Source organism: Flavobacterium sp. (assembly GCF_039595935.1).
Lineage (GTDB): Bacteria > Bacteroidota > Bacteroidia > Flavobacteriales > Flavobacteriaceae > Flavobacterium.
The window spans coordinates 357753-370746 of record NZ_JBCNKR010000005.1 but is presented as its reverse complement, the minus strand read 5'-3'; the positions used below and the strand labels follow the sequence as shown (position 1 = coordinate 370746).

The following is a 12994-nucleotide window of genomic DNA, read 5'->3' as shown; positions in this document are numbered from 1 at the left end:
ATTATGAAGTTAGGAAACATAGAAATAAATAGTACATCACCAGTTTTTATAATTGCTGAATTATCAGCAAATCATAACGGTAATTTAAAAACAGCCTTAGATACTATAAGAGCAGCTAAAAGAGCTGGTGCAGATTGTATCAAATTGCAAACATACACTGCTGATACAATGACTATAGATTGTGACAAAGACGATTTTATCATTAACGGAACAATTTGGAATGGACAAAATTTACATAAACTATATCAAGAAGCCTATACACCATGGGAGTGGCATGAAGAATTATTTAAGGTTGCAGAAGAAGAAGGACTAATTTGCTTTTCTTCTCCATTTGATAAGACAGCAGTTGATTTTCTTGAAAAACTAAATGTTCCTGCTTACAAAATCGCTTCATTTGAAATCACTGACATACCTTTAATTGAATATGTTGCTTCAAAAGGAAAACCAGTTATTATTTCTACAGGTATTTCTGAACAAACAGACATTGAACTGGCATTAGATGCATGCAGGAGAATGGGAAATAAGGATATAGCACTATTAAAATGCACTTCTAGCTATCCAGCTCCGATTAATGAAGCCAATATGTCTATGGTAAAGGATTTAGCAGAACGATATAATGTAATTAGTGGCTTGTCTGATCATACAATGGGGTCTACAGTACCTATTGTAGCAACTTGTTTTGGTGCAAAAATAATAGAGAAGCACTTTATCTTAGATCGAGCTATTGGAGGGCCTGATGCTTCTTTCTCAATGAATGAAGAAGAGTTTAGTGAAATGGTAAAAGCTGTACGCGAAGCTGAAAGCGCTATTGGAGTTGTTGATTATAAGCTAACAGAAAAACAAAGAAAAGGGAAAGATTTTTCAAGATCATTATACGTTGTCGAAAATATTAAATCAGGTGAAATTATTACTGAAAATAATGTTCGTTCAATTAGGCCAGGATTTGGAATGCATCCAAAATTTTTAAAAGATATTCTTGGTAAAAAAGTAGTGGTAGATTTAGAAAAAGGAGATGCATTGAAACAAATTCACATAAGCTAATTTTTTATGAAGAGAATTTTACTAAGTTTATTTTTTGGGGTTTTATTTTGCACATCTTGTACTTCACAAGATAATGATGATAATAGTTCTATTATCGTCAAAAGATTAACAAATGATAAAGGCAAGCATCAAGCTTTTACAGACTTAGTTTTTTTTAATAATCAGTTTTTTTTAGTTTTCAGAGAATCAGATTCACATGCGTTAGGCACAGATGGAATTGTAAAAATGTTAAGTAGTTCTGATGGAAAAAAATGGACACTGATAAAAGAATTTAATGTTTCTGGAATTGATTTAAGAGATCCGAAATTTTCTCAGAATAATGGGAAATTAATGCTTTATATTCACGGATCTACCTATACAAACAAAGAACTGACAGGTTTTTCAGATTATATTTCATATTATTCTTCGACTAGCGGCTGGAAAGAATTAAAGAGCGTTGTTCTTGACAATGTTAAAGATTCTCAATCAAAAACTCAGGGCAATCAAGCTTGGCCATGGAGAATTACTTGGTTTGAAAATAAAGCTTACTCTGTAGGTTATAATTTAAATGGTATTTTTGATTTATATGTTAGTAATGATGGAGAATTTTTTAGAAAAACTAATGTTTTTAAAAAAATTACAAATTTACCTAATGAAGCGACAATTCGTATCAGTAAAAACGGAGAATTTTTTATTCTTGCAAGAAGAAGCTCTGGAAGTGCAATAATTGGAAAATCAAAAAAACCAGAATTAGAATGGGATTGGTTTGGAGAAATACCGGTTACTAGTTTCGGTGGGCCTAATTTTTTATTATTAGATCAGAATAAAATGTTAGTTTCTGGAAGAGAAGGTCAAAGATTGATTTTAGGAGTATATGATGTAGAATTAAATAAATATAAAAAACTTTTAGAGCTTCCTAGTGGTGGAGATTGTTCTTATGCAGGGATGATTTTAAAAGATAATATTTTATGGATGAGCTATTATTCGGCACATGAAAATCAATATGGCACATCAATTTATCTTTCGCAAATAGATTTGAATACACTCGATATTTAAATCTATTTAGAATCTATTTCACTATCTATAAAAGTGAAAATGTAGTTTTTATGTTTAAAAAAGTTATTTCGCATAGTTTAATATATGGTTTAGCCCCATTTATACCTAAAATAATTAATCTGTTAATGCTGCCAATTTTTACAGCAGTTTTAAATCCAGTAGATTATGGGGTGCAATCATTGTTAAACTCAAGTATGGGACTTATTGGTGTTTTAGCAATGCTAGGTCTTAATTTACCTTTAACCAATGTATTTTATAAACACAATAATCATTATAAGAAAAGATGGGCTCAATTTTATGGTTTTTTAAACCTATGGATGGTTATCTATTCTATTTTACTAGCAGGAATAATATACTATATTGTTCCTTTAGAAGCTCGTGATAATGTATTCCTAATTATTGTATTTAATGTAATACCTATAGTTTTATTTGGTCCAACTGCTGATATTGGTCAATTATATTATCAGTTAAATCAGCAGCCAAAACAAGTTGTAGTTCGAACTATAATAGTCTCTTTTATATCAATAATATTAAATTATGTAACTATTGTAATTTTTGAATTGCATTACATGGGATGGTTTTTTTCAACTTGTGTATCGACTTTATTATTAAATGTTTCATATTGGTATCCTTTACATTATAAATTAGGTATAAGACCTATTTATCATTTCAAAACGATTGTAATTAAAAAAGGTTTAAAGGTTTCTTTACCAATGATTCCTCATTATTATGGTTCATTTTTACTTGGTTCTGCTGACAGTTTAATATTAAAGTATTATATGGTTGCGACTGTTCAAATTGGATTTTACGGTTTCGCCGCAACATTTGGAAATTTAATGGCTTTATTTGTTGGTGCAATAAACACAGCAGTAGGTCCAATATTGTTTCAATTAATGAGAAACAAAGAATATACTTCAATTCGCAATTTAATTTGGATAATTCAGGGTACCTTTTTAATTGCCGTTACTCTAGGATGTATATGGATGAAAGAAATTTTTTATTTAATCGTTAAAAATGATCATTTACAAGCTACATATTTTTTAGCAATAGTCTTCATAATGGGGCATAGTTACAGACCTATGTATTTTGGCACTGGAAGTTTTTTATTCTATAATGAAAAAACTAGAAATCTTTGGAAAGTTACTTTTGGAGCGGGAATTTTTTGTGTAATATCTAATTTTTTGCTAATTCCCACTTTAGGTTTTAAAGTTCCTGCTTTTGTGTTATTCTTCAGTTATTTGATAATGGGCTATGGCGTTTTTTTCTTGAAGGATTATAGAGAAATTGCTATAATCAATTTTAAACCTCTAATTTGGTTTTTAACAACAATATTCTGTTTTATAGCAGTTCTTTTTTTAGTAGAAGTTAATTATATATATAAGTTGCTAATAACTTCTGTTTTATTGCTCATTTTAGTCTTTTTTTATAAAAATAATTACACAAAAAATATACAAAATAAATGAAAAGAAAGATTATAGAATATTTTTTAAAATTTTCCATATCTAGAAATTATATTTACCTGTTGTTGAAATTGAAAAATTCTAAAGAAATTCAAAAAATGACAGAAGAATGTTATCGAAGAAAAAAGATAGATTTATTTAATTATAATGAATTAGCTAAGAATATTGCGCCTTTTTTCTATCCAAATGAAATACAGTTTTACGGTTTTAACCAGGTGATTTCAAAATATATTGGATTATCAAATTTGAAAAGTAAAATTACAAATGAACATGGTTTTATATTCTCCAGTTTTGTGTCTGAAAAATATATAAAGGGAGATATAGTATTTACATTTAGTGATTATAGGGAAAAATATTTGCAAAAAAAATATTCGGATGGTTTAAATGTTATTAAAATTGGACCTTATATTCATTATGCGGATTCTTTATTATCAATAGAAGAAAAAGATAAAATAAAAAAAGAAATGGGCAAAACATTATTAGTTTTTCCATTCCACTCTATAGATGGGGTTTTGAGTAGTTTTGATACAGATTTTTTTATTAAGAACATAGACAAATATAAAATTGAAAAAGAATTTGATAGTGTATTGGTTTGTTTGTATTGGAAAGATATTCAAATTGGTAGAGCAGAAAAATATATACAAAAAGGTTATAAAGTTACTACAGCTGGGCATATAAACGATATGTTTTTCTTGAATAGACTTAGATCAATTATCGAATTATCAGATTTTGTAATCTCTAATGAAATAGGAACTTATATTGCCTATTGCTTATGTTTAAATAAAAAAATTAAATTATTTAGTCAAAAAAGTGAATTTTCTGCAGAAAAAGGAAATGAGGAGCATATCAATAGAATTGGTTTTATAGAAGCAGAAGATCATATGGTTGATTATTATCAAATACAGAAAAAATTAATGTCTATTTTATCTGAAAATCCAAATTCAGACGATTTAATATTTGTTAAAGATTTTTTTGGACTACAATATTTAAAAAGTTCAGTAGAATTAAAAAAAGCGTTAAAATAAGATGCACTTATAAGTGTTTTTTATTGTTCTGTAATTTCTTATAATAAATTTAGAGGATTGAATTTCTTCAAATTTTTTTAAATAATTCTAAAGTTTAAATGATAAATAGATATCGCATCCTTGAATTTATACTTTATAATAAAATTAAGTTCAAGAGATAATGAAAATATTAATAGTTAATTCATTTGATAATGTTGGTGGAGCAGCAAGAGCAGCATATAGATTGCATAAATCTCTTTTATTAAAAGGAGTTGATAGTACTATGCTCGTGCAGCGCAAATTAAGTGATGATTACACAGTACATGCTTTTCCAAATAGCCTTTTTCAAGAGTTACTTGCTAAAATCAAGCATATATTAGATTTGATTCCACTAAGATTTTATAAAAAAAAAAATAAAACACTTTTTAGTCCCTCATGGTTAGGTTTTAATAATGTTGTTAATCAAATAAATGCATTTAATCCTGATATTGTTCACTTACATTGGATTTGTGGAGGAATGATTAAAGTTGAAGATTTAGCAAAAATTAAAGCGCAAATTGTTTGGACATTGCATGATAATTGGGCCTTCACAGGAGGGTGTCATATTATGTGGGATTGCAATAAATATAAAGCAAATTGTGGAAGTTGCCCAAGACTAGGCAGCGATAAGGAAAATGATTTGAGTAGGTATGTTTTTAATCGAAAAAAGAAAACATACTCTAAAATACCTAATATGGTTATTATTGGTTTGAGTCAATGGATTACAAATTGCGCAAAAGAGAGTACGTTGTTTAAAACACATAAAATCGTTAATCTTCCAAATCCTATTGACACAGATTTATTTTCTCCTTTCGATAAGGAATTATCAAGAAATTTGTGGAAATTTCCTAAAGATAAAAAATTAGTATTATTTGGAGCGATGGTTGCTACAAGTGACATTAATAAAGGATATCAAGAATTGAAAGGAGCATTAGAGTTATTAGACAATGATAATATTGAGTTGGTTATTTTTGGAAGTAGTGAACCTAAAGAGAAAGATTTTTTAAAATTTAAAACACATTATTTAGGTCATTTGAGTGATGATGTTAGTTTAGTTTCCTTGTATAATGCGGTTGATTTAGTAGTTGTACCTAGTTTGCAAGAAACATTACCACAAGTTGCAATCGAAGCGATGTCATGTGGTACTCCAGTAGTTGCTTTTGGGCATACAGGATTATTAGATATTGTTGAGCATTTTAAAACGGGATATTTGGCTAGACCATTCGAAAAGGAAGATTTAGCAAATGGTATTCAATGGGTTTTAAATGATGATAATCATAAACAGCTTTCTGTTAATTCAAGAACAAAAATTGTTGAGAATTTTAGTTCGTCAATTGTAACAGAAAACTATATGAAACTTTATGATGAAATTTTATTAGACAGAAAAAATATTAATGATTAGTTTCTTTAAGATTAATAAAAAAGGATATGTAATAATATGGATTATTATGTTTATGGCATTTCCTTTTTCAATTGCACAAGCTTACAATTTGCCAGCAAAAATAATAATGGCTTTGTTAACGACTTTATTGATGGGGGGACTTTTGTTTAAAATCAAAGATATTAAAGTAAATACAACAATTGCTTTTATCTTTTTATCTCAAATTTTAACATCATTCATATATTTATTTATTCATAGAGATTTAGCATATATAAACCTTTTGTTTCAAATTTTAGTACCATTTATAATATATATATATGTACTACTATTCTTAGATATAGGAATTTTATCAAAACAGTTAATTAAGCTGTCATTAGTTATGGGAGTTTTATCTGTGATATGTTTTATACTTTGTTTAACAATTAATTTGCCATATTATTCAGTTTTTCAAAACCCTGATGGAAGGGATGGCTTTAATTTTATTATAGCATTTACAAATACCAATGTTGATTACGGTTTTGGTAAATTTATTCGTCCGGCAGGTTTTTTTGATGAGCCTGGAACACTTGCTTTTTATCTAATAGTTGGAATACTGCTAAATGATTTAACGATAAAAAATACAAAGATTCAAACTACATTAATGATAGTGGGACTTTTTACATTCTCAGTAGCATTTTATTTAATTCTTACCCTTTACGGATTATTATATTTAAGTAAAAAAAGTTTGATAAAAATTTTGATCTCTTTTTTCTTCATTTCTTTTATTTCTGTTTATTTATACTCACAATTGGATAGCGAATATCAAGGAGTTATATATGGGTCATCAATAGGAAGACTAGAGAGTATAATTAATCCAGGTTCTGCATCGGACAATTTTCAAGCAGATAATAGATCAAATTTAATATCAAATGCCAAAGAAGCAATTATTGATTCCCCAATAATTGGCCAAGGAATCTCATATGCTTCAAACGAAGATAGTAAGTTTTATGGGACTTTTATGTCAGCAAATTTTCTTGGAATATTCGGAATACATGGGATAATTGGAGGACTAATATTTTCCTTACATGTATTTTATTATATCTATGTTTGTTTTAAAAAAAGAGCATGGCTGACAATTCCTCAAAAAAGCTGTCTGATATATTTAGTTTTGATATTACAAAGACCTGATTATATTGGAGGAATATTGACCTATCTAACAGTATGTCTCTTAACCTTAACTTCATTAAATTTTAAAAATGTTACCAAAAATATCCATTATTACCGTAGTTTATAACGACCACATTAATATATCAAGAACCATCGAAAGTGTAATTAATCAATCTTATGGTAATATAGAATATTTGATAATTGACGGTGGATCAACTGATTCAACATTGGATCAAATTAACAAATATATTAGTAATATTGATATTTTCGTTTCTGAAAAAGATAACGGGATTTATGATGCTATGAATAAAGGAATTGGATTGTGTTCAGGAGACTGGATTCTTTTTCTTAATTCCGGAGACTTTTTTCATGATAAAAACATTCTAGACAAAATTTCTGGTTACATCGAACAAAACAAGAATGTTGATATTATTTATGGAAATTACAACGTATTGTCTGAAAATTTAGATTTTAGTTTTGTTCGTAAAGCAGGTGGTATTGAGAATATAAAAAAAGATATGGTTTTTAGTCATCAGGCTTGTCTTATAAAAAGAACACTACATCAAAAAAGTTATTATAATTTAAAATATAAAATTTGTGCCGATTATGATTTCTTATTAAAAAGTTATTTGGAGGGAGCTGTTTTTCTTAGAATTTCAGAAGAAATAGCCACTATTTCAAATGGAGGACTATCAGATATAAATCGAATAAAAGTTTTTAAAGAAAGATTAAAAATAAAAAACACGTTAATACCTTCTTTAAGTAATTATTTCAACTATTTTAAAAGTACTTCATATTTATATTTTGTAGAAACACTCAAAATATCAATGCCGAATTCATTTTTTGTAAAATTTTATAAATTAAAATATAAAATTAAGGGGTCCCAAAAAGAAAACTTTAACCAATCAGAAATTTAAAATTACAAATTATTTTTTCATTATTATTCTAGCAAATCTTAAAGGCTAAGACCAGCTAATAAATAATGAAAAATTATAAAGATATAAATGAAAAAAAACATTTTATTTTTTTGCCCAATCCCACCACCAATTGGGGGACAGGCATTGATTTCAAGTATTGTATATAATTTAATCAGACCTGAATTTTTAATTGATACAAATGTAAAAAGTAAATATTTTGGAACATTAATAACTATATTCAGGACCTTTTTAATATTAATTTTCCGTAAAGTTGATCTGGTTTATTTTACCTGTACTAGAAGTAAAAAAGGTGCTATAAAAGATGTGTTTCTACTTTTTCTGTGTAAGTTGCGTGGGATAAAAGTAATAAATCATTTACATGGTAATGAGATTATGGATCTCTTTGAAGAAAATGATATTTTTTCAAAAATAATTACTTTGGCATATAAGCAAATAGATGTGACAATTTTTGTAACGGAGCGCCAAAAAGAATTGATGCCATTATCATTATCAAATATGAAAAAAATTGTCATTCCAAATTGTTATGATTCAATTTTAGATGATGTTGATTTTAACCATAAAAACAAAAAAGACGAAATACAGATATTGTATATTTCTTTTTTGATGAAAAGCAAAGGTATTTTTGTAGCCTTGGATACATTTGAAAAAATAGCCTCTGAATATACAAATGTTGTATTTCATATAGCTGGAGAACCTTTATCTGATTATTTAATGTCATCTGCAGAAGTAAAACTATTGTTTGAAGATAAATTATCTAAACTACAACAAATTTATCCCGAACGATTTAAGTATCATGGTGTAGTAAAAGGAAATGATAAAAAGGAACTATTTTTAAACAGTGATATACTATTATTTCCGACTTTCTTTAAAACAGAATCATTCGGACTGGTTAATGTTGAGGCAATGAGAACAGGAAATGCAGTAATTACAACAGATCATAATTTTCTGTCTGATATTGTGACAAAAGATGAAGGTATTCTGGTTAAACCAAATGATGTTGAAAGTACCTATAATGCAGTAAAATATTTTCTTGAAAACTTAGAAACACTTTTAAAAATTCAACAACACAATATTGAACACGCAAAATTAGAATTTTCACCAGAACAATTCAATTTTAGAATAAAATCACTATTCTCACAATATCTAGAAAGAGTAGAAAATTAAAAAAATAAAGACTAAAACGGAATGTCTATCAAACATAAAATATTAATAACAGGAGGTTCGGGATTTATAGGGACAAATTTGACAGATAAATTAATTTTAGATGGCCATAAAGTGCTAAATATTGACATTAAAGAACCACAGAATGAGGAATTGTCAAAATATTGGGAGCAAGCAGATATTAATGACCTGCAAAACTTTAGAGAAATCGTTTTAAAATTTGAACCGGATTATATTGTTCATCTTGCTGCCAGAACTGATTTGGATGGAAAAAGTATAGAAGACTATAATGCAAATATTTTAGGAGTTGATAATTTACTTAAAATAGCGAATGAGCTAAACAATTTAAAAAAAATTTTAATAACTTCTTCAATGTTAGTTTGTCATACGGGTTATTATCCGAAAAATCAGTTTGATTATACTCCATCAACAATTTATGGAGAAAGTAAAGTACTTACAGAAAAAATAGTTTGGGATAATAAGCCTGTTTGTGATTGGGCAATTTTAAGACCAACATCAATTTGGGGACCTTGGTTTGGTACACCATACAAGAATTTTTTTGAAATGGTTATTTCACGTAAATATTTTCATATAGGAGATAGAGGTTGTACAAAAACATACGGATTTATAGGTAATGCAATTTATCAAATTGAAAATATTCTTTTTAAAGAAACACTTAATGAGCAAGAAAAAGTTTTCTTTATAGGAGATAATCCAGCAATAAATATTGAAGAATGGGGAAATGAGATTGCAGGTGAACTTGGACAAAAGATTAAAAAAATGCCTTATTTTTTAATTAAGACTGCGGCTTTAATTGGTGATGGTTTGATTTTTTTCAAAATAAATTTTCCAATGAGTTCATTTCGTCTTCGTAATATGACAACTAATAATATTATAAATTTAGAAAATACTTACAAAGTTGCACCAGTATTACCATATTCAAGAAAAGAGGGAATAAAAATAACTTTAAAATGGATGCTTGATAGGAGGATATGAAAATTTCTATAATTACTGTTTGCTATAATAGCGCATCAACTATTGAAAAAACAATTAAGTCTGTTGCTAGTCAGACATACAAAAACATCGAATATATTATTGTTGATGGTAATTCCAAAGATAATACAATTGATATTATCAAAAAACATGAAAATAATATAACTAAATGGATTTCAGAACCAGATAAAGGACTTTATGATGCAATGAATAAAGGATTGGCTTTGGCAACTGGTGATTTAATTGGGATTTTAAATTCTGATGATACTTTTTATTCTGTCAATGTTATAGAAGAAATTGCAAAATTTCATGAAAATAATAATATAGATGCTTCGGTTGGAAATATTATCCAACATAAAGAAGATGGCAAAGTTGTGAGAATATATTCGTCAAAATTTTGGAGTCCTGAAAAATTACGTATAGGATTCATGCCTCCACACCCGTCTATTTTTTTTGAAACAAAATTATTTTCCAAGTTTGGCAATTATGAACTTGGTTTTAAAATCGGTGCTGATTACGAGCTGATCACTAGATTTTTCTTAAAAAATAAAATATCGTGGAAATATTCAAATATAACGACAACAGCTATGCTTGTTGGAGGCTTGAGTAGTTCAGGGTCTTCATCTTATAAGTTAATTACAAAAGAAATTCAGAAAGCATTAAAAATGAATCAGCTTGAATTTTCTCCTTTTAAGATTAAAATGCGCTTTTTTTGGAAAATAATAGGATTCTTAAAAAAATGAAAGTAACAATTACAGGTGCTTCTGGTTTTGTTGGGTTAAATCTTCAGAGTTATTTAAGAAATGATCACGAAATAAATGCATTGAAAGTACGTTTTGAAAATGATCAAAAATTTAAATTTGAAACGGATGCAGTAATTCATTTAGCGGGTAAAGCACATGACTTAAAGAAAGTTTCGAAACCATCTGACTATTATGAGGCAAATTTTGAATTGACAAAACAATTATTTGATGCATTTTTAGTTTCAGATGCTAGTGTTTTTGTTTTTATGAGCAGTGTTAAAGCATCTTCAGATAAAGTTGACGGAATCTTAACCGAAGAAAATACGCCTAATCCCCAAACTCATTATGGGATTTCCAAATACAAAGCAGAACAATATATTTTAAGTAACGAACTTCCAGAAGGAAAAAGAGTATATATTATTAGGCCCTGCATGATTCATGGACCTGGTAATAAAGGAAATTTAAATCTTTTATATAATATAGTTTCAAAGGGTATTCCGTGGCCGCTTGGTTCTTTTGAAAATCAAAGATCATTTCTTAGTATAGAAAATCTTTGTTTTGTAGTTAAAGAAATGATTGAAAACGAATCTATTATTTCTGGCGTTTATCAAGTGGCAGATGATTTAGCTCTTTCTACAAATGAATTAATTATAAATTTGTGCGAAACTCTAGAGAAAAAACCAAATATTTTGAAAATTCCCACTTCGTTTATATATGGGATTTCAAGAGTTGGAGACTTTTTAAAATTACCTCTAAATTCAGAGAGACTTCAAAAATTGACTGAAAATTACGTGGTGAGTAATAATAAAATATTAAAAGCTATTGAAAAACCTTTACCTGTATCAACTCGCGAAGGTTTGATAATTACTTTTAAGTCCTTTAAAAATAAAAAATAAATAGAATAGTTAAAAATTTGAATATGAAAATAGCTCTTATAACAGGGATTACAGGACAAGATGGTTCATACTTGGCAGAATTATTATTAGAGAAAGGTTATATGGTTCATGGAGTTAAAAGAAGAGCTTCTTCTTTTAATACACAACGTATTGACCATATATATCAGGATCAACATGAAGCTCATGTGAATTTTAAATTACACTATGGAGATTTAACTGATTCGACTAATGTTATTAGAATTATTCAAGAAGTACAGCCGGATGAAATCTATAATTTAGGAGCAATGAGTCATGTAAAAGTCTCTTTTGATTCACCAGAATATGTTGCAAATGTTGATGGAATAGGTACATTAAGAATTTTAGAAGCTGTACGTATTTTAGGATTAGAAAAGAAAACACGTATTTATCAGGCGTCTACATCTGAATTATATGGAGGTTTGGCTGAAAATAAAAATGAGAAAGGTTTTTATGATGAACACTCACCTTTTTACCCTCGATCACCATATGGGGTAGCTAAAATCTACGGTTTTTGGATAACTAAAAATTATCGTGAGGCTTATGATATGTATGCTTGTAATGGAATTCTATTTAATCACGAATCACCACGTAGAGGAGAAACTTTCGTTACTAGAAAAATTACTATGGCTACAGCTGCTATTGCATTAGGAGAGCAAGATTGTTTATATCTTGGTAATCTAGATGCTCAGCGTGATTGGGGACATGCGAAAGATTATGTAGAAGCAATGTGGAGAATTTTACAACAAGACGTTGCTGAGGATTATGTAATTGCTATGGGAGAAACGACTTATGTACGCAATTTTGTGAAAATGTCATTTGCAGAAGTAGGAATAGATATTGAGTTTAGAGGAGAAGGAGTTAATGAGAAAGGATATGTTGCTGCATGTAATAACCCATCATATCAAATTGAGATAGGAAAACAGGTGATTGCAGTTGATCCGCAATATTTCCGTCCTACAGAAGTTGATTTACTTATTGGAGATCCAACAAAGTCTAAAACCAAATTAGGATGGGTGCCTAAGTATGATTTGGCTGGATTAGTTAAAGAAATGATGGCGTCTGATCTAGAGTATGTTAATAGAGAAAAGATGCTAAAAGAAGTAAGATCAGGAATTAAATATTAAATTGAGTTAAAATAA

The 12994-nt window shown here is 28.3% G+C and carries 12 protein-coding genes; all 12 read left to right on the top strand.

Annotated features, from left to right (window positions below; translation table 11 throughout):
- Positions 1-3 precede the first annotated feature (3 nt).
- Positions 4-1041 carry a pseudaminic acid synthase gene (gene pseI / locus ABDW27_RS08990; RefSeq protein ID WP_343695599.1) on the top strand — a complete coding sequence of 346 codons (1038 nt, stop codon included), beginning with the start codon at positions 4-6 and terminating at the stop codon, positions 1039-1041.
- A 6-nt stretch (positions 1042-1047) separates the two neighbouring features.
- On the top strand, positions 1048-2076 hold the full coding sequence (locus tag ABDW27_RS08985; RefSeq protein ID WP_343695598.1) for a hypothetical protein: 1029 nt from the start codon (positions 1048-1050) through the stop codon (positions 2074-2076).
- A gap of 50 nt (positions 2077-2126) precedes the next feature.
- Positions 2127-3539: a lipopolysaccharide biosynthesis protein gene (locus ABDW27_RS08980; RefSeq protein WP_343695597.1), complete on the top strand. Its 1413-nt coding sequence runs from the start codon at positions 2127-2129 to the stop codon at positions 3537-3539.
- Positions 3536-4561 (top strand): hypothetical protein, encoded by a 1026-nt coding sequence (locus tag ABDW27_RS08975; RefSeq protein ID WP_343695596.1) that lies wholly within the window; start codon positions 3536-3538, stop codon positions 4559-4561. The genes ABDW27_RS08980 and ABDW27_RS08975 overlap by 4 nt, the downstream gene beginning before the upstream one ends.
- Before the next feature lie 160 nt (positions 4562-4721).
- The gene (locus tag ABDW27_RS08970) at positions 4722-5981 is read left to right on the top strand and encodes a glycosyltransferase family 4 protein (RefSeq protein ID WP_343695595.1); all 1260 of its coding nucleotides are present in this window, start codon (positions 4722-4724) and stop codon (positions 5979-5981) included.
- On the top strand, positions 5974-7233 hold the full coding sequence (locus tag ABDW27_RS08965) for a hypothetical protein (protein WP_343695594.1): 1260 nt from the start codon (positions 5974-5976) through the stop codon (positions 7231-7233). Before ABDW27_RS08970 ends, ABDW27_RS08965 begins: the two co-directional genes overlap by 8 nt.
- Positions 7196-8023, top strand: coding sequence for a glycosyltransferase family 2 protein (locus ABDW27_RS08960; RefSeq protein ID WP_343695593.1), 828 nt, complete (start codon positions 7196-7198; stop codon positions 8021-8023). Before ABDW27_RS08965 ends, ABDW27_RS08960 begins: the two co-directional genes overlap by 38 nt.
- Before the next feature lie 87 nt (positions 8024-8110).
- Complete coding sequence (locus ABDW27_RS08955; protein WP_343695592.1) at positions 8111-9208, top strand: glycosyltransferase family 4 protein; 1098 nt, start codon at positions 8111-8113, stop codon at positions 9206-9208.
- 21 nt (positions 9209-9229) lie between these two features.
- Positions 9230-10201, top strand: a complete 972-nt coding sequence (locus tag ABDW27_RS08950; RefSeq protein WP_343695591.1) for an NAD(P)-dependent oxidoreductase — start codon at positions 9230-9232, stop codon at positions 10199-10201.
- Positions 10198-10941, top strand: coding sequence for a glycosyltransferase family 2 protein (locus ABDW27_RS08945; RefSeq protein ID WP_343695590.1), 744 nt, complete (start codon positions 10198-10200; stop codon positions 10939-10941). The genes ABDW27_RS08950 and ABDW27_RS08945 overlap by 4 nt, the downstream gene beginning before the upstream one ends.
- Positions 10938-11837, top strand: a complete 900-nt coding sequence (locus tag ABDW27_RS08940; RefSeq protein ID WP_343695589.1) for an NAD-dependent epimerase/dehydratase family protein — start codon at positions 10938-10940, stop codon at positions 11835-11837. The genes ABDW27_RS08945 and ABDW27_RS08940 overlap by 4 nt, the downstream gene beginning before the upstream one ends.
- A 23-nt stretch (positions 11838-11860) precedes the next feature.
- A complete protein-coding gene (gene gmd, locus ABDW27_RS08935) occupies positions 11861-12979 on the top strand; it encodes a GDP-mannose 4,6-dehydratase (protein ID WP_343695588.1) in 1119 nt (372 codons plus the stop codon).
- The last annotated feature ends 15 nt before the right edge of the window (positions 12980-12994 follow it).

Excerpts from the sequence above, each read along its gene's own strand:
- pseI (WP_343695599.1), top strand. The coding sequence starts at position 4 with ATGAAGTTAGGAAACATAGAAATAAATAGTACATCACCAGTTTTTATA.
- ABDW27_RS08985 (WP_343695598.1), top strand. The coding sequence starts at position 1,048 with ATGAAGAGAATTTTACTAAGTTTATTTTTTGGGGTTTTATTTTGCACA.
- ABDW27_RS08980 (WP_343695597.1), top strand. The coding sequence starts at position 2,127 with ATGTTTAAAAAAGTTATTTCGCATAGTTTAATATATGGTTTAGCCCCA.
- ABDW27_RS08975 (WP_343695596.1), top strand. The coding sequence starts at position 3,536 with ATGAAAAGAAAGATTATAGAATATTTTTTAAAATTTTCCATATCTAGA.
- ABDW27_RS08970 (WP_343695595.1), top strand. The coding sequence starts at position 4,722 with ATGAAAATATTAATAGTTAATTCATTTGATAATGTTGGTGGAGCAGCA.
- ABDW27_RS08965 (WP_343695594.1), top strand. The coding sequence starts at position 5,974 with ATGATTAGTTTCTTTAAGATTAATAAAAAAGGATATGTAATAATATGG.
- ABDW27_RS08960 (WP_343695593.1), top strand. The coding sequence starts at position 7,196 with ATGTTACCAAAAATATCCATTATTACCGTAGTTTATAACGACCACATT.
- ABDW27_RS08955 (WP_343695592.1), top strand. The coding sequence starts at position 8,111 with ATGAAAAAAAACATTTTATTTTTTTGCCCAATCCCACCACCAATTGGG.
- ABDW27_RS08950 (WP_343695591.1), top strand. The coding sequence starts at position 9,230 with ATGTCTATCAAACATAAAATATTAATAACAGGAGGTTCGGGATTTATA.
- ABDW27_RS08945 (WP_343695590.1), top strand. The coding sequence starts at position 10,198 with ATGAAAATTTCTATAATTACTGTTTGCTATAATAGCGCATCAACTATT.
- ABDW27_RS08940 (WP_343695589.1), top strand. The coding sequence starts at position 10,938 with ATGAAAGTAACAATTACAGGTGCTTCTGGTTTTGTTGGGTTAAATCTT.
- gmd (WP_343695588.1), top strand. The coding sequence starts at position 11,861 with ATGAAAATAGCTCTTATAACAGGGATTACAGGACAAGATGGTTCATAC.